Below are 20,703 nucleotides of genomic sequence, written 5' to 3' on the forward strand. Positions count from 1 at the left end.
AAATATTATTTTTACTTATTGACATTACTAATATAGTATTTTTTTTAACATACGTTAACTTTTTTCTGAAAAAAAACTAAAAAATTAACACTCTTTTTTTTATTATTGATTGGTTGAAACATTCTTACCTCCTTTAACTATATAAAAATATGATCTTCTATTTTTTTGATGCTCTGCTTCAGAACATTTTCTTTGATTCACATCATTACAATGATTTAATAATTGATCTTCACCATAACCAATTGCACTTTGAATTCTATTTGAAGCTATTCCTCTAGATATCAAATAAGCTTTTGTTGACTTTGCTCTATTAGTTGATAAAGTTCTATTATATGCTTTTGTTCCTCTACTGTCTGTGTGAGATTCTATTTTAATCACCATATCAGGGTGATTATTCATCACAGACACAATATGCTCTAACTCATATTCCGCATCTTCTCTTATGTTATATAAATCAAAATCAAAGTAAATAGGGTTGATTACAATTTGTGAATCTACCTCAGGTTCGTCAACTATTAACGATTCTAAAACTAAATCTGCTTGAATTGCTTTCTTATCTATATCTTCAGTTATAGCATTCTTTTTATCATTCCTGTAATCTTCTTTAGATGCTGTTACTGTATAATTATTTTCACAAGTAATATCTTTAAATAAATATCTACCGTCATTACTAGTTATTTGTTGTTTAATCGGTTCTCCTTTTTCGTCTATTAATCTAACCTTAGCTCCTGAAATAGGTTCACCTGTTCTAGAATCAGTTACAATTCCTGTAATTTCTTCTTTACATCTGTATATCACAAAACTATAAATATCGTCATCACCTTTCCCTCCTTCTCTGTTAGAAGAAAAATAACCATAAGATTTATCTTCACTTATAACAAAACTAAAATCATCTAAGGGACTATTAACTTGTGTTCCTAAATTTATTGGAGTTGTAAACGATCCATTTGTATCTGTTTTAGATTCAAAAATATCTAAAGCTCCAATTCCTAAAAGACCATCTGAAGAAAAATACATTGTGTTTTCTTTATCTACATAAGGAAACATTTCTCTACCTTCTGTATTTATAGTTCTTCCTAAATTTATTGGAGTTCCGTAAGTATTATTATCTTGAATTTCTACAGAATAAATATCGGTTGCTCCAATTCCTCCAGGCATATCTGAAACAAAATATAAGGTTTTACCATCTGCGCTTAACGCGGGATGACCACAAGAATATAAATCACTATTAAATGGAAGTTCTGTAAAGTTTTTCCATTCATTATTTATCTTCTCAGCTTTATAGATTTTTAAATGCGTTATTTTTTGTTTGTCACCTCTTAACTTTTTTCCATCAAAATTATCTCGTGTAAAGTATACAGTATTTCCATCATTAGTAAAAATGACATTTGACTCGTGATAACGGGTACTTATTTCATTAAATTGCTTAAGGTTTCCTAATTCTAAACCTTCAGCTATATCACTAAATTGTTCTTCTGCTATATATACATTTAAAAATGGTTGATTATTCCATTTATATCTTCTTCTATCATATTTATTTCCTGTGGGTTTTGTTGATGCGTAGTATAATTTACCATCATATATATATCCACCAAAATCTGAATATTTAGTGTTGATAGATAAATTTTTAATATTAACAAAGGTTTTCTTTCTATTAGAATACTCAACAAAGTAATTACGATTCTTTGCTAGTTCTAAAGCTCTTGAATCATTAATATCAATCTCTTTCAATTTTTCCAACCAAAGATCTGATTCTTTAACTTTTCCATTACTCTTTAAAGTTTGAGCATATCTAAATAAATATTCTGGTGAAACTTTATCAGCATACTTTTCCATTAAGAGTTTGTACCATTTTTCAGCTTCTATAGATTCTGTATTGTAGTAATGAGAATCTCCTAGTCTACTTATTACCAACTTAGATTCATCTCCTTTATCGTATAAAGCTTTATATAACTCAGCTGATTTTTTATATGCGAATTCATTAAAATAACGATCAGCTGCATATCTTCGCTGTGAATAACCAATTGAAGTTATTAATAATAAATAAATTAAAATAAATTTCTTCATTCAATACTTTAGTTTAATTTTAAAAGTTTTAAACTTCTAAAGTTACTATCTATTCTTCCTAAAAAGGTCTTATTAATATGTATTATAAATTCAAACAATTTATTCTATTTGATTAGAATATAGTTGTTTTTTACATCTTCAAATTATAGTTTGTAAAATATATACATTTTTAATTTTCTCATTTTTTTTGGGGATAGAATATTAAAAATAAAGTAGTATTAGTTTGGTTTGTTAAGAATTTAAATATATTAACTTTTTTTGTTAATATTTAAACTTCTATAGAACAAATATAATTTTTTTACCTAAAATGAAAAAATAATATAAACTTTTAATTTTTTTTTGATTTATGTAAATTAAAAAAATGTTGTAAGAGCCTCTTATATTGAAAATTATTCTAGAATGTTTTATAAAATAAAAAAATCGAGAAATATCTCGATTTAATTTATATTTTAAGCTTCACCTGTTGTTCCTCCAAAATTCATAGGAATAGGCGGTTGCTCATACTCTTTAATTTCACCATGAGCTTGTTCAAATTTTCTAACATTATCAGCTAAAGCTTTGGTTAAACGTTTAGCGTGTTGTGGTGTTAAAATAATTCTCGATTTAACTTTAGCTTTAGGAACTCCTGGCATAATATTTATAAAATCTACTATAAATTCAGAAACTGAATGGTTAATTATAGCTAAATTACTGTATGTTCCTTCTGCCACATCTTGATCTAATTCAATATTAATTTGTGGATCTTTTGTATTTTCTTCCATTATATATTAAAATCAAAAAAGACCTCTTAAATTAAGAGGCCTTTAAGTTTGTACTATAAACTTTGTTGGATTTCATCTTTTGGTCCAACTATTACTTGCTCATAATGTCTAAGACCTGTACCTGCTGGTATACGTTTACCTACAATTACATTCTCTTTTAATCCTTCAAGAGTATCTATCTTACCATTAACAGCTGCTTCATTTAACACTTTCGTTGTTTCCTGGAACGATGCTGCTGAGATAAATGATTTCGTTTGTAACGAAGCTCTAGTAATACCTTGAAGTACTTGTTCTGCTGTTGCAGGTTGAGCATCTCTCGCTATTACTAATTCTTTGTCTGCTCTACGTAAAAGAGAATTCTCGTCTCTTAATTCACGTGCTGTTATTAATTGACCTTCTCTTAAATTCTCAGAATCTCCGGCATTTTCAATTACTTTCATACCATAGATTTTATCATTTTCTTCGATAAAATCGTTCTTGTGAGCTAATTGATTCTCTAAGAATAATGTATCTCCAGAATCAATAATCTTAACTTTACGCATCATTTGACGTACTACAACTTCAAAGTGCTTATCGTTAATTTTCACCCCTTGTAAACGGTATACATCTTGTATTTCATTTACTAAGTATTCTTGAACTGCTGAAGGCCCTTTAATTCTTAAGATATCAGCTGGTGTTGTAGCTCCATCAGATAATGGCATACCAGCTTTAATAAAGTCATTTTCTTGAACTAATATTTGATTCGATAACTTTACTAAATACTTCTTAATATCTCCTGTTTTTGACTCTACAATAATTTCACGATTACCACGCTTAATTTTTCCAAAAGATACAACTCCATCAATTTCAGCAACTACTGCTGGGTTTGAAGGATTACGTGCTTCGAATAATTCCGTTACACGTGGTAAACCTCCTGTAATATCTCCCGCTTTACCAGACTTACGTGGAATTTTAACTAAAGTTTTACCTTCTTCTACATCATCTCCATTCTCTACAATTAAATGAGCTCCTACAGGTAAACTATACGAACGTAAAGCATTACCATCTGCATCTTCAATAATTAAAGAAGGAATAATTTTTTTATTCTTAGAGTCAGTAATTACTTTCTCTTGGAATCCTGTTTGTTCATCAACTTCTACAGAGTAATTAATACCTTGCTCTAAGTTGTCAAACTTAACTTTACCTCCAAATTCTGAAACAATAACTCCGTTAAATGGATCCCATTGACATACTGCATCTCCTTTTTTAATCGTCTTTCTTTCTTTATCAAAAATTACCGATCCGTAAGGGATGTTATTGGTACTTAATGTAATTCCAGTTTTCTTATCAATAATTTTAATTTCAGCTGTACGAGAGATAACAATTTCTACAGGTTCTCCATTACTATCCTTTCCATTAACTGTTCGTAAATCTTCAATTTTTACGTTACCGTCGAATTTAGAAATTAATTTATTTTCTTCTGAAATATTTCCTGCTACTCCTCCAACGTGGAATGTACGAAGTGTTAACTGTGTACCTGGTTCTCCAATAGATTGTGCAGCAATTACACCAACTGCTTCACCTCTTTGTACTTTCTTCGCTGTAGATAAACTCTTACCGTAACACTGAGCACAAATACCACTCTTAGACTCACAAGTTAGAGGAGAACGTACTTCTACTCTATCGATACCTGTAGCTTGAATTGCTTTAGCTAAAGGTTCAGTAATAAGTTGACCTGCACTTACTAAAATATCATCTGAATTAGGACTATAAACATCATGTAAAGAAACTCTACCCTCAATTCTATCTGCTAAAGATTCAACGATTTCATCATTTTTCTTTAATGGCATAATCTCTAATCCACGTAATGTACCACAGTCTACTTCATTTACTATTACATCTTGAGATACATCTACTAAACGACGCGTTAAATATCCAGCATCGGCAGTTTTTAATGCGGTATCAGCTAATCCTTTACGAGCACCGTGCGTAGAGATAAAGTATTCTAAAATTGAAAGACCTTCTTTAAAGTTAGAAAGAATTGGGTTTTCAATAATCTCTCCACCACCAGCAGTCGATTTTTTAGGTTTTGCCATTAATCCACGCATACCTGTTAACTGACGAATCTGCTCTTTAGAACCACGAGCTCCAGAATCTAACATCATAAATACAGAGTTAAACCCTTGTTGATCCTCACGTAAACGCTTCATAGATAATTCAGTTAGTCTGTTGTTTGTAGAACCCCAAACATCAATTACCTGATTATAACGTTCTTTTTGAGTTAACATACCCATGTTATAATTCATTACGATTCCATCCACCTCTTTGTTAGCTTCAGCAATCATAGTGTGCTTTTCTTCTGGAATAATGATATCACCTAATGAGAATGATAAACCACCTTGGAAAGCAAATTTATATCCCATATTTTTGATTTCATCTAAGAATTTACCAACAGCAGGAATATCTGTAACTTTTAATATATCACCAATAATTCCTCTTAAAGATTTCTTAGTTAAAACTTGGTTTACATAACCAGCAGCTTCTGGTACAACTTCGTTAAATAAAACTCTACCTACAGTAGTTTCTATAATTTTGGTAACTACTTGACCATCCTCTACATCTTGAGTTCTTACTTTAATACCAGCATTTAAGTCTACTCTCTTTTCATTGTAAGCAATAGTAACTTCTTCTGGAGAATAGAATGTTAAACCTTCTCCTTTGATTACCAAATCTGGAGTAGATTTACGCTCTTTAGTCATGTAGTATAATCCTAATACCATATCCTGAGATGGTACAGTAATTGGAGCACCATTTGCAGGGTTTAAAATATTGTGAGAAGCTAGCATTAACAACTGAGCTTCTAAGATAGCTTCTGGTCCTAAAGGTAAGTGAACCGCCATTTGATCTCCATCGAAATCGGCGTTGAAGGCCGTACATACTAATGGGTGTAAACGGATTGCTTTACCTTCTATTAATTTAGGTTGGAATGCCTGGATACCTAAACGGTGTAACGTTGGAGCACGGTTTAATAAAACTGGGTGACCTTTAATTACGTTTTCAAGAATATCCCAAACTACTGGCTCTTTTCTATCGATTATTTTCTTTGCAGATTTTACTGTCTTAACAATACCTCTTTCTATTAACTTACGAATTACGAAAGGCTTGTATAATTCAGCTGCCATATCTTTTGGCAATCCACATTCATATAGCTTTAATTCTGGTCCAACAACAATTACAGAACGTGCAGAGTAATCAACACGCTTACCTAATAAGTTCTGACGGAAACGACCTTGTTTACCTTTTAAACTATCAGATAAAGACTTTAATGGTCTATTAGATTCTGTTTTAACTGCTGATGATTTACGTGTATTATCAAATAATGAATCTACAGATTCTTGTAACATACGTTTCTCATTTCTTAAGATTACTTCAGGAGCTTTGATCTCCATTAATCTCTTTAAACGATTGTTACGAATAATTACACGACGATATAAATCATTTAAATCTGAAGTAGCGAAACGACCACCATCTAATGGCACTAATGGACGTAACTCTGGTGGAATTACAGGAACAACTTTCATGATCATCCACTCTGGCTTATTCTCTCTATTCTTTTGAGAATCTCTAAAAGCCTCTACTACATTTAACCTCTTTAAAGCTTCATTTTTACGCTGTTTAGAAGTCTCAGTATTCGCTTTGTGTCTTAATTGGTAAGATAACTCATCTAAATCGATACGAGCTAATAACTCAATTAAACACTCAGCTCCCATTTTAGCTATAAATTTATTAGGATCTGTATCTTCTAAATACTGATTATCTTGTGGTAAAGAATCAGCTATATCTAAATATTCTTCTTCTGTTAAGAAGTCTAGTTTTTGTAATGGTTCTCCTTCTGCATTTTTAGCAATACCTGGTTGGATTACTACATAACGCTCGTAATAGATGATCATATCTAACTTCTTAGATGGTAAACCTAATAAGTATCCCATTTTGTTAGGTAATGATCTAAAGTACCAAATATGAGCAACTGGTACTACCAAATTGATGTGACCTACTCTATCTCTACGAACTTTCTTCTCAGTTACTTCAACTCCACATCGATCACAAACGATTCCTTTGTATCGGATTCTTTTGTATTTACCACAAGCACATTCATAATCTTTAACAGGACCAAAAATTCTTTCACAGAAAAGCCCATCTCTTTCTGGTTTGTGCGTACGGTAATTTATTGTTTCTGGCTTTAAAACCTCTCCTTTAGATGCTTCTAAAATAGATTCAGGAGAAGCTAAACCAATTGAAATTTTGTTAAATTTCTTAACAGTGTATTTTTCGTTCTTTCTTGCCATAATAGTTTGCAAAATGCTTTAAGCTATAATGCTTAAATTATAATTATATAAACACTGAAACCAAGATTGCTATATAACAATCTTGATTATCTTTTTTACTCTTCTAATTTAACGTCTAACCCTAAACCTTTAAGCTCATGCATTAATACGTTAAATGATTCTGGTAATCCAGGTTCTGGCATTGCTTCACCTTTAACTATACTTTCGTATGCTTTAGCTCTACCTAATACATCATCCGATTTTACAGTTAAGATTTCGCGTAAGATACTAGATGCTCCATATGCTTCAAGAGCCCATACCTCCATTTCTCCAAAACGTTGACCTCCAAACTGAGCTTTACCTCCTAATGGTTGTTGCGTAATTAAAGAGTATGGTCCGATAGAACGTGCGTGCATCTTATCTTCAATCATGTGACCTAACTTAATCATATAAATTACCCCAACTGTTGCTGGTTGATCGAAACGTTGTCCTGTACCTCCATCATATAAATATGTATGACCAAATCTAGGAATTCCTGCCTCATCTGTTAATTTATTGATTTCATCTAAAGAAGCACCATCGAAAATTGGAGTTGCATATTTCTGACCTAATTTTTGACCTGCCCATCCTAGAACAGTTTCATAAATCTGACCAATATTCATACGAGATGGTACCCCTAATGGATTTAATACAATATCTACTGGTGTTCCATCTTCTAAGAAAGGCATATCTTCTTGACGTACAATACGAGCAACAATACCTTTGTTACCGTGACGTCCTGCCATCTTATCCCCTACTTTTAACTTACGCTTTTTAGCAATATAAATTTTAGCTAACTTTAAAATACCAGCAGGTAATTCATCTCCAACAGAAATTGTAAACTTCTCACGACGAAGAACTCCTTGTAAATCGTTAACTTTAATCTTATAGTTGTGAATTAACTCTACAACTAAAGCGTTTAATTCTTTATCTGTAGTCCAAACCCCATTTAAGTGTGTAAAATCATCAACAGAGTTTAACATTTTTTGAGTGAATTTTTTACCTTTTGGTAAAACTTCTTCACCCAAATCGTTAAATATACCTTGAGATGTTTTTCCAGTAATTAAATGAAATAATTTTTCGATTAATTGATCTTTTAAATCTTCGAACTTAGACACAAAAGAAGCTTCTAAAGTTGCTACTGCTTCTTTATCTCTTGCTCTTTTGTTTTTATCTTTTACAGCTCTCTTAAATAATTTCTTATTAATTACAACACCTTTTAATGATGGAGAAGCTTTTAAAGAAGCATCTTTTACATCTCCAGCTTTATCACCAAAAATTGCTCTTAATAATTTTTCTTCTGGAGTTGGATCACTTTCTCCTTTAGGAGTAATTTTACCAATTAAAATATCTCCAGGCTTCACTTCTGCTCCTATACGGATCATTCCATTTTCATCAAGATCTTTAGTAGCCTCTTCTGAAACGTTTGGAATATCGTTTGTTAATTCTTCAGCTCCTAATTTTGTATCACGAACATCTAAAGAATATTCATCAATATGGATAGAAGTAAATATATCTTCACGAACTACTTTTTCAGAAATTACAATCGCATCCTCAAAGTTATATCCTTTCCAAGGCATGAAGGCAACCTTCATATTTCTACCTAAAGCTAACTCTCCTTGCTGCGTTGCATAACCTTCACAAAGAACTTGTCCTTTTTCTACTCTATCACCTTTTCTTACGATAGGCTTTAAGTTAATATTAGTTCCTTGGTTAGTTTTTCTGAACTTAATTAAATCGTATGATTTATCATCTGAATCAAAACTTACTAAACGCTCTTCATCAGTTCTATCATACTTGATCGTAACTGTATTTGCATCAACATACTCTACAACTCCATCTCCTTCTGCGTTTATTAAGATTCTAGAATCTTTTGCTACTCTCCTCTCTAATCCAGTTCCTACAATTGGTGCATCAGGTCTTAATAAAGGTACAGCCTGACGCATCATGTTAGATCCCATTAATGCACGGTTCGCATCATCATGTTCTAAGAATGGAATTAATGAAGCTGATATAGAAGCGATTTGGTTAGGAGCAACGTCCATATAATTAACAACCTCAGGTGTAACTACAGGGAAATCTCCTTCCTCTCTTGCAATTACTTTATCTCTATCAATAGATCCGTCATCAGTAACTTCAATATTAGATTGAGCGAACTTCATTCCTTCTTCTTCTTCAGCACTCAAATAAATAGGCCCCTCGTCTAATACCTTACCTTCATTTACCTTTTTATATGGTGTTTCGATGAATCCCATTGGGTTTACTTTAGCATAAACCGCTAAAGATGAAATCAGACCAATGTTTGGACCTTCAGGAGTTTCAATTGGACATAAACGACCGTAGTGAGTATAGTGAACATCACGAACCTCGAAACCAGCTCTTTCCCTAGATAAACCTCCAGGTCCTAATGCAGATAAACGACGTTTATGTGTAATCTCAGCAAGTGGATTCGTCTGATCCATAAACTGAGATAACTGATTCGTTCCAAAGAACGAATTAATTACAGAAGATAATGTCTTTGCATTAATTAAATCAATTGGAGTAAACACCTCATTGTCACGCACATTCATTCTCTCACGAATTGTACGAGCCATACGAGCTAAACCAACACCAAATTGACCTGCTAATTGCTCACCTACTGTACGTACACGACGATTAGATAAGTGGTCAATATCATCTACTTCTGCCTTAGAATTAATTAATTCTATTAAGTATTTAACGATAGTAATAATATCATTCTTCGTTAATACTTTTTGATCAATATCTTCATTTAATTGAAGTTTAGTATTCATTCTGAAACGACCAACTTCTCCTAAATTATATCTTTGCTCAGAGAAAAATAATTTGTCTATAATACCTCTTGCTGTTTCCTCATCTGGTGGTTCAGCATTACGTAATTGACGGTAAATATGCTCTACTGCTTCTTTTTCAGAGTTAGTAGGGTCTTTTTGTAATGTATTATGAATAATAGCATAATCTGCCATATCATTATCTTCTTTGTGTAATAATATGGTTTTTGCTCCTGCTTCAATTATTTCATCTACATGTTCTTTTTCTAAAATAGTATCACGGTCGAAAATGATTTCATTACGTTCAATAGAAACTACTTCTCCTGTATCTTCATCCACGAAATCTTCATGCCAAGTTTTTAATACCCTAGCTGCTAATTTTCTACCTAATACTTTTTTTAACCCAGCTTTAGAAACTTTTACTTCCTCAGCTAAATCAAAAATTTCAAGTATGTCTTTATCTCTTTCGTAACCAATTGCTCTGAATAATGTTGTTACAGGTAACTTTTTCTTTCTATCAATGTAGGCATACATTACCTGATTAATATCTGTAGCAAATTCAATCCAGGAACCTTTAAAAGGAATTACCCTTGCAGAATATAATTTTGTTCCATTTGCATGGAAAGACTGACCAAAGAAAACTCCAGGAGATCTATGCAATTGAGATACAACAACTCTCTCTGCTCCATTTATAATAAATGTTCCAGATCCACTCATATAAGGTATAGTTCCTAAATACACATCTTGAACAATGGTTTCAAAATCTTCATGTTCAGGGTCTGTACAATATAACTTTAACCTTGCTTTAAGAGGTACACTATAAGTTAAACCTCTTTCAATACATTCTTGTATACTGTATCGTGGTGGGTCTACAAAGTAATCTAAAAATTCTAAAACGAATTGATTTCTTGTATCTGTAATTGGGAAGTTATCCATGAAGGTTTTATATAAACCCTCTTCTCCTCTTTCTTCAGCTTTTGTTTGTAATTGGAAAAAATCTTGGAAAGATTTAATTTGAATATCCAGAAAATCTGGATAATCTGCTCCAATGCGTGAAGATGCGAAGTTGATTCTTTCAGTAGTTTTTATCGTTGCCAAAAGAGAAACTATTTTTGAATTAAAAATATCTTATTAAACTAATAAAGTTTTTTTTTCTAACACTTTACAACTAAATTAAAAATTAACTATTTGATAATCATTAATTAAAAGTTGCAAAAACACAAACTATATTGAATGTGATTTTAAGAACAAATATATACACAAAATGGTTTAGGCCTAAAACTTTTTGTTTTAGAACCTAAACCTGTATTTTGTTATCCCACTTTATTGTGGGGAGTAAGCTTACTTTAACTCTACTTCAGCTCCTGCTTCTTCTAAAGACTTCTTAAGACCTTCTGCCTCATCTTTAGATACTCCTTCTTTTACTGGAGCTGGTGCGCTATCAACGATTCCTTTAGCTTCTTTTAATCCTAAACCAGTTAATTCCTTAACTAATTTTACTACTGCTAATTTAGAACCTCCTGCTGCCTTTAAGATTACGTCGAACTCAGTTTTCTCTTCAGCTGCATCTCCTCCTCCTGCTGGTCCAGCTGCTACTGCTACTGCTGCTGCTGCAGGCTCGATACCATACTCATCCTTTAAGATATCTGCTAATTCATTAACTTCTTTTACTGTTAAGTTAACTAATTGTTCTGCGAATTCTTTTAAATCTGCCATTTTAATTGTTTTAATTTTTTATTATTAGTTTATTAGTGCGCTTAATTATTTATCTGATAATGTCTTTAAGATACCAGATAACTTACTACCTCCTGATTGTAATGCTGAAACAACATTCTTAGCAGGCGATTGTAATAATGTGATAATATCACCGATAAGTTCTTCTCTAGATTTGATATTTACAAGAGCGTCTAACTGATCGTCTCCAATGTAAACAGCTTCTTCTACAAAAGCACCTTTTAATAAAGGTCTATCTTTAGACTTTTTTCTAAACTCCTTGATAACTTTTGCAGGTGCGTTTGCAGCCTCTGCAATCATCAATGAAGTATTTCCCTTTAAAACTTCTGGTAAATCTCCAAAATCTTTATCTGAAGCTTCCATTGCTTTTTCAAGCAATGTGTTTTTTACAACAGCCAATGTAACGTTAGCTTTAAAACAAGCTCTACGTAAGTTAGATGTAGTTGTAGCATCTAAACCAGAAATATCTGCTAAATAGATTGTACTTGTATCTGCTAATTGCGCTGTTAAATCTTGTATTACTTGTGATTTTTCCTCTCTAGTCATGATATATAGATTTTAACTGCCTATGAAACAGATTTCACATCTACAGGAACACTAGGACTCATAGTTGAAGACATAAAGATACTCTTAATATAAGTTCCTTTTGCTGCTGTTGGCTTTAATTTTAAAAGTGTTTGAACTAATTCGTTAGCATTTTCGGCAATTTTATCTGCATCGAAAGATGCTTTACCGATTGCAGCGTGAACAATACCTGTTTTATCAACTTTAAAGTCAATTTTACCAGCTTTTACTTCAGCAACTGCTTTTGCAACATCCATAGTAACTGTACCTGTCTTTGGGTTTGGCATTAAACCTCTTGGCCCTAAAACACGTCCTAAAGGTCCTAATTTACCCATTACACTAGGCATAGTAATGATAACATCTACGTCTGTCCAACCTCCTTTAATTTTTTGAAGGTATTCGTCTAATCCAACATAATCAGCTCCTGCTGCTTGAGCTTCAGCTTCTTTATCTGGAGTAACTAATGCTAAAACTTTTACATCTTTACCAGTTCCATGAGGTAATGTTACAACTCCACGTACCATTTGATTAGCTTTACGAGGATCTACCCCTAAACGTACTGCTAAATCAACAGATGCATCAAACTTTACGTTTGTAATATCTTTAATCAATGCTGATGCTGCCTTTAAGTCATAAACCTTAGAGTAGTCAATCTTAGCACGAGCTTCTTTTTGCTTTTTTGTTAATCTTGCCATTTTAATTCTCTTTTAGTTTAAGCAGGTGCATCACCTGTTACTGTTAATCCCATAGAGCGAGCAGTTCCTGCGATCATTCTCATTGCTGATTCAATTTCGAAAGCATTTAAATCTGCCATCTTATCTTCTGCAATAGTTCTAACTTGATCCCAAGTAACACTTGCTACTTTCTTTCTATTTGGTTCTCCAGAACCTTTCTTAATTTTGGCCGCTTCTAGTAATTGTACTGCAGCTGGTGGAGTTTTAACAACAAATTCGAATGATTTATCAGTATATACTGTAATCACTACTGGTAATACTTTACCTTGTTTGTCCTGTGTACGAGCATTAAACTGTTTACAGAACTCCATGATGTTAACTCCGGCAGCACCTAAAGCGGGTCCAACTGGTGGCGATGGATTCGCAGCACCTCCCCTTACTTGTAGTTTAACTAATTTACTTACTTCTTTTGCCATTGTTTAAGTTTTAACGATGCATTAATTTTGGAAGCTAACACATCTTAATAAAATATATATGTAACAGTTATATTTTCTCTACTTGCATGTAGCTTAATTCTAATGGTGTTTTTCTTCCGAAAATTTTAACCATTACTTCAAGCTTACGTTTTTCTTCATTAACATTCTCAACTATACCATCAAAACCATTAAAAGGTCCATCTACAACCTTTACAGTTTCTCCTACTGTATATGGTATAGCAACATTTTCTTCATTAACGGATAACTCGTCAACTTTACCTAACATTCTGTTAACTTCTGATTTACGCATAGGAACTGGATCACCTCCTTTTGTTTCACCTAAAAAACCTATTACACCAGTAACAGATTTAATTACATGAGGAACCTCACCAGCTAAATTTGCTTCAACCATGATATAACCTGGAAAATAAACCCTTTCACGATTCATTTTCTTACCATTTCTTATTTGAACAACTTTTTCTGTAGGAACGATAACTTGATTAACATAATCAGATAATCCATGTCTAGCTATCTCTGTTTCGATGTAAGACTTGACTTTATTCTCCTGCCCACCTATCGCTCTCACGACATACCATTTCATTACTGAATCAGCCATCCTTAAAATAAATTAAAAAATTTATCTAAACTAGATTGAAAAACTTTATCAATAAACGCTACAGCTAAAGCAAAAACAATTGTAAAAACTGCAACTACTACTGTAGATTTCTGTGCTTCTTCACGAGAAATCCAAGTCATGTTAGTACTTAATTCTTCAAAAGAATCTTTAATATATTGTATAAAGTTGTTCATCACTTATAAAATTTGCACGGGTTGAGAGGCTCGAACTCCCGACACCTGGTTTTGGAGACCAGTGCTCTACCAACTGAGCTAAACCCGTATTATAAAGACGTCCCGGCTGGGACGCCTCTAGTCTTTATTACTAATTAATTATTAGTCTAAAATTTCAGTTACCTGACCAGCACCTACTGTTCTACCTCCTTCACGGATAGCAAACTGTAAACCGATATTTAATGCAATTGGTTGGATTAAATCAACTGTAATAGTTAAGTTATCACCTGGCATTACCATTTCTACACCATCAGGTAAAGCAATATTACCAGTAACATCAGTAGTACGCACATAGAACTGTGGACGGTAATTATTGTGGAAAGGAGTGTGACGACCACCTTCTTCTTTCTTTAAGATATAAACCTCAGCTTTAAACTTAGCGTGTGGAGTTACAGAACCTGGCTTAACAATTACCATTCCTCTTTTGATATCATTCTTATCAATACCTCTTAATAAGATACCAGCATTATCTCCTGCTTCACCTCTATCTAAAATCTGACGGAACATTTCGATTCCTGTTACAGTAGAAGTTAACTTTTCAGTTCCCATTCCAATAATCTCTACAGGATCTCCAGAATTGATGATACCAGTTTCAATACGACCAGTAGCAACAGTACCACGACCTGTAATAGAGAACACATCTTCAATTGGCATTAAGAAATCTTTTTCAGTATCTCTTGGCGGCTCTTCAATCCAAGTATCAACAGCTTCCATTAACTCTAATACTGTATCAACCCATTTTTGCTCTCCATTTAAAGCTCCTAAAGCAGATCCTTGAACTACAGGACTATTATCTCCATCATATTCATAGAAAGATAATAATTCTCTAACTTCCATTTCAACTAACTCTAATAACTCCTCATCATCAACCATATCAACTTTGTTTAAGAAAACAACGATACGTGGAATCCCTACCTGACGACCTAATAAGATATGCTCACGAGTTTGTGGCATTGGACCATCTGTAGCCGCAACTACTAAGATAGCACCATCCATTTGAGCAGCACCAGTTACCATGTTCTTTACATAATCGGCGTGACCTGGACAGTCAACGTGTGCGTAGTGACGGTTTGCAGTTGCATACTCTACGTGAGAAGAGTTAATTGTAATACCTCTTTCCTTCTCTTCCGGAGCGTTATCGATTTGATCAAAATCTCTTTTCTCTGAATATCCTGCGTCTGCTAATACTTTTGTAATAGCAGCTGTTAATGTAGTCTTACCGTGATCTACGTGACCGATAGTTCCAACATTTAAGTGTGGCTTTGAACGATCGTAAGTTGCTTTTGCCATGATTATTAATTTTAATTCTTAGTTAAATATATTTAGTGTTATCTTAAACTCTTTTTTTTATTGAGCCAATGACGGGACTTGAACCCGTGACCTCATCCCTACCAAGGATGCGCTCTACCAGCTGAGCTACACCGGCATCACATTTACAATTTACTGTTTTAGTTTTCTTTCAATCAAATTTCAAAAAAAACAAAATCGCAAATGATTTTGAGCGGGAGACCGGGTTCGAACCGGCGACATTCAGCTTGGAAGGCTGACGCTCTACCAACTGAGCTACTCCCGCAAAAAAACAAGATTTTGTGGGGAGAGCAGGATTCGAACCTGCGAAGTCGAAAGACAACGGAGTTACAGTCCGTCCCATTTGGCCGCTCTGGAATCTCCCCTTTAAATCTTAAATAATATTTTAATGAACTTTTGTTTCTTTTTGAGCCGATAGAGGGACTCGAACCCACGACCTGCTGATTACAAATCAGCTGCTCTAGCCAGCTGAGCTATATCGGCTTTTTGTTTAAAAAAACAATCCGTTATTTCTAACGGACTGCAAATTTAAAAAGTAATTTTGAATTTATAAAACTTTTTGCATTTTTTTTATAAACTTTTTATAGTTCCAAAGATACTCTTTTTTTTTCTTTTGACTTTCTTAATTGTCTTTTTAATGACTCAACACCAAGACTGACACCTTCTTCAAAGGTTTTATTCATCTTTTTTACGATTAATTCGTTACCTGGAATATTTATTTTAATCTCTGTAAATTTATTTTCTTTATCACTAGTTTTTTGAACTTTCAAGAAAACTTCCGCATCAACTATCTTATCGTGGAACTTTTCTAAACCTCCCACTTTCTTCTGAATGAAATTAATTAAATCTCCATCTACTTTAAAATTTACGGATTGTGTGAATACCTTCATAATCTTCAGTCTTTTTTTTTGCTCCTAGGATGAGCTTTGTTAAACACTTGTTTTAATTGTTCCAAGTTATTATGAGTATAAACTTGGGTTGAGGCTAAACTAGAATGTCCTAGTAATTCTTTAACCGAATTCAAATCCGCACCTTGATTGAGTAATTGAGTAGCAAAAGTGTGCCTTAGAATATGCGGACTCTTTTTAGTCTTTGTCGAGACCTTACTAAAGTAGCGATTTATTACTCGATAAACAAGAGTTTCATAAATTTTATTTCCTTTTTCAGTAAGTAATAAATGTTCATTATTTGCATTTATTTCTTCTCTCTTAATTAAATATTTTCTCAAGGTTTGAATTACAGTAGTTAATAAAGGAATTATTCTTTCTTTATTTCTTTTTCCTAAAATTTTAACCGTATTAAAATCGAAATTAATATCACAAATTTTAACATTAATTAATTCAATTCTTCTCATTCCTGTTGAATAAAATAGTTCTACTATTAATTTATCCCTAAGAGAAACAAAATCTTTATCGTTTAATTCTTCAAAGACACTTTCCATTTCTTTAACAGAAAACGGAATCTCATTTTTCTTCTGTACTTTTAATGATTTATGTTTAGAAAGAGGATTAGCTGTTATTACCTCTATTTTTTGAAGAAATTTATAGAATGTTTTTAAACTACTTATTTTCCTATTTACGGTTCTATTTGAAACACCTTCATCGATCAAAGAAACAATCCAACTCCTAATTTGATTATAATGAATAGTTTCTAAATCTACTTGATCAAATTCTATTTCGCAAAAATCTTTAAATCCAAGTAAATCTGTTTTATATGCTAAAACAGTATGAGATGAATATTTTTTCTCAAAAGACAGATAATCTAAAAAAGCATTAATAAACATAAAACAAACTCAATTTTAAATAATATTGACTAGTCCTAAATAACCGTTACAGTTATTTATTGATTAAATATATTAAACATCATCTAAAGCTATAGCTTTAGATGATGTTTTTTTTCGATATGATTTTATCTTCATTTTATTTTGTTGATGTGCCTGGTTAGGAGTTTTAAAATGACATGACCAATGCGGTCTTTTAGAGTTATAAATAGTTATTGATTGCTTTACTATTTTCTTCATTATCTTAATATCTAGATTTGTGGTAGCAATAAAGAACTCTTGTTTTAAGATTCCATTAACCCGTTCAGCTATCGCATTTTGATATGGATCGTATGATTCTGTCATACTACATTTAATATTATGTTTTGATAAAATATTTTGATAGATGTTACTACAGTACTGCAATCCTCTATCTGAATGATGGATAAGTTCCTTCTCTGGATATACTCTATTTTTCATAGCTATCTCCAAGGCTTTTACCGTTGAGCTTACTTCTAAAGTTTTATCCAAATGATATCCTATGATTTTCTTAGAATATGCATCTGTAATTAATGATAAATACATAGGGTTCTTACGATTGCCTAAATATGTAATATCTGCTACCCATACTTGTTCTGGTCTATTTATTTCCAGATTTTCAATAAGATTAGTATGTTTTCTAAAACGATGATGAGAGTTGGTTGTAATGTGATAACTCTTTTGTCGTTTTATCAATAGTTTATTAGCTCGTAAAATATCAAATAATCGATCTCTTCCAACAGCTAAACTGCTTAATTCCTCCGAAAGAAGATAATACAGTTTTCTTGTCCCAATCCTTGGTTGTTCCATTCTTACACGCTTAACCAATTCAACAACCTTATTGGCTATTGATTGAGATTTCTTAACTCTATAGTTAGCTTGATAATAGACCTGTCTGCTAAACCCAAGTAATTTACAGGTAGAAGAAATACTTTCTTTCTTTTGTAAAACAAACATATCAATTACTCGGTTTTGGAGTTTTTTCTAATAGGAATATTATACTCTTTCTCAGCTAAATCAATCATCATATCAAACAGTATCGCTTTCTTCTCTGATGCTGCTGCTTGAGCTTTTAAACGATTGTTTTGCTTTTCTAATTGACGTAATTTTTGCTCTAACTCTAATAATTTTTGTTCTGGTGATTTTGGCATATTAGATGGTGTTTGATCAGTCCAATCAAAGTTACCATATTTTCTCAACCATACTAAAACAGTACTTCTTCCTTGAATCCCATATTTAAGTTGAGCTTGTTTGTAGGTTAATTCGCCTTTTTCTACTTCCGATACAACCGAAAGTTTAAAACTCATCGTATAATCTTTCTGAGTACGTTTGCGGTAAATGTTGTCGTTCATAAGGTTACAAATTTGTGTAACGCTATTTCAGGACGAGACATTTTAATAAAAAAATAAGCCCACACAAAATGTATGGGCTTAAATTTTTATAGTAAAAATTGGCTTAACCAATTTCTTCTTGCGTTCTTAACCTTTGGATGTAAGAAGCTTTAATTTTTTGAGCTCTTTTAGCAACAGATGGTTTTGTATATTGCTTACGCTCACGTAAGTTTCTCATTGTTTTCGTACGATCGAATTTACGTTTGTAACGTTTTAAAGCTCTATCGATATTCTCACCTTCTTTAACTGGAATAATTAACATGTTTTTGCACCTCCTCTCATACGTCTCTTTTATATTTTTAATTAAAAATCAGTCGCTTAACTAATTTTTATAGTTATATTCTTATTTTTTCGGACTGCAAAGATACATAATATATTATATATTCCAATTAATCAGTCATTTATTTTGGTGACCAAACAGTATAACTTTTAGGCGGGGCTTGTATCCTAACCCATTTTCCTCCTTGAGTGACTGGTTCCCAACTTGAGTGACCTGTATAATCTTTAATTCTTGTATTAGACCAATTAGTTTCTATCCATCTTTCTTTCCAAGAATCGGAATTATTTATATAAACTACTAAACCTGCATTATTATAACCATTTCTTCTCGCTATATATTCATCGTTATCTACATGAAGAATAGATGTATTACCTCCAGCAAGATTATTATGAATCCAAATTAAATTATTTAATTTGGATTTATTTAACCATTCTTCATAATCTCTATAAAAAATAGTAGGATATCCTTCGTGTGTTAAAATGTAAGCATAAGCTAAAAGTTTACCGTTATATATTTCATCTGTATCATGATTAGCCACAAACGTTACTGCTTTACTAGAATTTCTTTTCCAAAGCATATCATCATTTAATCTATTTAAATTATTTCCTTGAAATGCATCTCTCATTCTGTAATAACAAGCAAAATCGAAAGCAGATACTTGAGCTTCACTAGACCACCAGTCTAAAGTCCCTGCATTTCCATCCCAATATTCACCAACAGAAAAACCTCCAACAGCATTTTTCCATTCTCTTACTACCCAAGGTTCAAAACCTTTTACATAATCGAATCTCCAACCATCAAATCCCATAACATTTTTATAATATTTCGCCACACTATTAGATCTTTTCCATAACCAATCTTGCACATAAGGCTGACAATGACTTAAATCTGGAAAGCCGCCAAATACTCCTGAATCACTATTACAATTTGCATTAGGATGAAAATCACTGTTACTCCTGAAAAATTTCCCAGATTTTGGATTAAAATCTGTATAATAAGGCGTACCTGTATATGGATTATCTTCTAATTCTCCTCCACTATTATGGTTAATTACAATATCTGCTATTACACTTAATTTTGCATTATGTGCTTCACTGATTAAACTTTGAAGTTCTGACTTCGATCCAAACCGTGTTTCTATACTTCCCATTTGATCATATTCTCCGAAATCGTAATAATCAAAAGGATCATATCCCATAGAAAAAGCTCCGTTTTGAGCTTTAGACACAGGAGGTAACCAGATAGCATCTATTCCAGCATTACTCCAACTTTGAACTTTACTTTCTACTTTTTCCCACCAAGTCCCTCCTGCTGGAACATCCCAATAGAAAGCTTGCATCATTACTCCTGTTCCAATTGGTTTCAATCCTTGTCGGGCTGAAATATTATTATCTGTATCATTTAACTTTGAAGTTTCATCTTCAATCGGTGTTACTTCTGCTTGATTATCTGAACAAGAAAAATTGATAAACAATAGAATTAACAAAAGTTTTAAAAGGGTTTTCATTTTTACTAGGTTTATTTGTTTGCTTCAATTTATTTAATGAAATTCAGATTACGAAATCGGTTTAGAAACGAAATCGATTTCGTGTTAATAAATTCAATAATTAACAATACACAAACCTTTAAAAAACAATTTCAGCAAAAAATAAACACAAAAAAAAGGATG

General features: G+C 32.4%; 16 protein-coding genes and 5 tRNA genes. All 21 read right to left on the reverse strand.

Annotated elements, in window-relative coordinates:
- Positions 1 to 102 precede the first annotated feature (102 nt).
- The 21 genes from AC2TEO_RS05505 to AC2TEO_RS05605 all read right to left on the reverse strand — a co-directional run bounded on the left by AC2TEO_RS05505 (position 103) and on the right by AC2TEO_RS05605 (position 20,541).
- The gene (locus AC2TEO_RS05505) at positions 103 to 2,067 is read right to left on the reverse strand and encodes an OmpA family protein (protein WP_442267158.1); all 1,965 of its coding nucleotides are present in this window, start codon (positions 2,065 to 2,067) and stop codon (positions 103 to 105) included.
- A gap of 449 nt (positions 2,068 to 2,516) precedes the next feature.
- Positions 2,517 to 2,828, reverse strand: coding sequence for a DUF3467 domain-containing protein (locus AC2TEO_RS05510; RefSeq protein WP_442267159.1), 312 nt, complete (start codon positions 2,826 to 2,828; stop codon positions 2,517 to 2,519).
- Positions 2,829 to 2,881: 53 nt separating this feature from the next.
- Positions 2,882 to 7,153, reverse strand: coding sequence for a DNA-directed RNA polymerase subunit beta' (gene rpoC, locus AC2TEO_RS05515; protein WP_442267160.1), 4,272 nt, complete (start codon positions 7,151 to 7,153; stop codon positions 2,882 to 2,884).
- Positions 7,154 to 7,248: 95 nt separating this feature from the next.
- Entirely contained in the window at positions 7,249 to 11,058 is a 3,810-nt protein-coding gene (gene rpoB, locus AC2TEO_RS05520) for a DNA-directed RNA polymerase subunit beta (RefSeq protein WP_442267161.1), read from the reverse strand.
- 243 nt (positions 11,059 to 11,301) lie between these two features.
- On the reverse strand, positions 11,302 to 11,676 hold the full coding sequence (rplL, locus tag AC2TEO_RS05525; protein ID WP_299674759.1) for a 50S ribosomal protein L7/L12: 375 nt from the start codon (positions 11,674 to 11,676) through the stop codon (positions 11,302 to 11,304).
- 45 nt (positions 11,677 to 11,721) lie between these two features.
- Positions 11,722 to 12,240, reverse strand: coding sequence for a 50S ribosomal protein L10 (gene rplJ / locus AC2TEO_RS05530; RefSeq protein WP_442267162.1), 519 nt, complete (start codon positions 12,238 to 12,240; stop codon positions 11,722 to 11,724).
- A gap of 20 nt (positions 12,241 to 12,260) precedes the next feature.
- Positions 12,261 to 12,953: a 50S ribosomal protein L1 gene (gene rplA / locus AC2TEO_RS05535; protein ID WP_442267163.1), complete on the reverse strand. Its 693-nt coding sequence runs from the start codon at positions 12,951 to 12,953 to the stop codon at positions 12,261 to 12,263.
- A 17-nt stretch (positions 12,954 to 12,970) separates the two neighbouring features.
- On the reverse strand, positions 12,971 to 13,408 hold the full coding sequence (gene rplK / locus AC2TEO_RS05540) for a 50S ribosomal protein L11 (RefSeq protein ID WP_299674768.1): 438 nt from the start codon (positions 13,406 to 13,408) through the stop codon (positions 12,971 to 12,973).
- A gap of 67 nt (positions 13,409 to 13,475) precedes the next feature.
- Positions 13,476 to 14,024 (reverse strand): transcription termination/antitermination protein NusG, encoded by a 549-nt coding sequence (gene nusG, locus AC2TEO_RS05545; RefSeq protein WP_442267164.1) that lies wholly within the window; start codon positions 14,022 to 14,024, stop codon positions 13,476 to 13,478.
- A gap of 2 nt (positions 14,025 to 14,026) precedes the next feature.
- Positions 14,027 to 14,218: a preprotein translocase subunit SecE gene (gene secE, locus AC2TEO_RS05550; protein ID WP_299625778.1), complete on the reverse strand. Its 192-nt coding sequence runs from the start codon at positions 14,216 to 14,218 to the stop codon at positions 14,027 to 14,029.
- A 15-nt stretch (positions 14,219 to 14,233) separates the two neighbouring features.
- Positions 14,234 to 14,306 (reverse strand) — tRNA-Trp (locus tag AC2TEO_RS05555).
- 53 nt (positions 14,307 to 14,359) lie between these two features.
- Positions 14,360 to 15,547 carry an elongation factor Tu gene (gene tuf / locus AC2TEO_RS05560; protein ID WP_442267165.1) on the reverse strand — a complete coding sequence of 396 codons (1,188 nt, stop codon included), beginning with the start codon at positions 15,545 to 15,547 and terminating at the stop codon, positions 14,360 to 14,362.
- Between the two features lie 63 nt (positions 15,548 to 15,610).
- Positions 15,611 to 15,683: transfer RNA gene (locus AC2TEO_RS05565), tRNA-Thr, on the reverse strand.
- Positions 15,684 to 15,757: 74 nt separating this feature from the next.
- Positions 15,758 to 15,830: transfer RNA gene (locus AC2TEO_RS05570), tRNA-Gly, on the reverse strand.
- A gap of 17 nt (positions 15,831 to 15,847) precedes the next feature.
- A tRNA-Tyr gene (locus AC2TEO_RS05575) sits at positions 15,848 to 15,930 on the reverse strand.
- Positions 15,931 to 15,974: 44 nt separating this feature from the next.
- Positions 15,975 to 16,048 (reverse strand) — tRNA-Thr (locus AC2TEO_RS05580).
- Positions 16,049 to 16,146: 98 nt separating this feature from the next.
- The gene (locus tag AC2TEO_RS05585) at positions 16,147 to 16,455 is read right to left on the reverse strand and encodes an HPF/RaiA family ribosome-associated protein (protein WP_442267166.1); all 309 of its coding nucleotides are present in this window, start codon (positions 16,453 to 16,455) and stop codon (positions 16,147 to 16,149) included.
- Positions 16,456 to 16,460: 5 nt separating this feature from the next.
- Complete coding sequence (locus tag AC2TEO_RS05590) at positions 16,461 to 17,348, reverse strand: phage lytic cycle repressor MrpR family protein (protein ID WP_442267167.1); 888 nt, start codon at positions 17,346 to 17,348, stop codon at positions 16,461 to 16,463.
- A 72-nt stretch (positions 17,349 to 17,420) separates the two neighbouring features.
- A protein-coding gene (locus AC2TEO_RS05595) for an IS3 family transposase (protein WP_442266462.1) occupies positions 17,421 to 18,715 on the reverse strand; the annotation gives its coding sequence in 2 pieces (ribosomal slippage) (positions 17,421 to 18,349 and positions 18,349 to 18,715; 1,296 coding nt in all).
- Between the two features lie 103 nt (positions 18,716 to 18,818).
- On the reverse strand, positions 18,819 to 19,016 hold the full coding sequence (gene rpsU, locus AC2TEO_RS05600; protein ID WP_442267168.1) for a 30S ribosomal protein S21: 198 nt from the start codon (positions 19,014 to 19,016) through the stop codon (positions 18,819 to 18,821).
- 139 nt (positions 19,017 to 19,155) lie between these two features.
- Positions 19,156 to 20,541 (reverse strand): alpha-amylase, encoded by a 1,386-nt coding sequence (locus tag AC2TEO_RS05605; RefSeq protein WP_442267169.1) that lies wholly within the window; start codon positions 20,539 to 20,541, stop codon positions 19,156 to 19,158.
- Positions 20,542 to 20,703 lie beyond the last annotated feature (162 nt).

This window comes from Tenacibaculum aquaeponti (assembly GCF_057221555.1).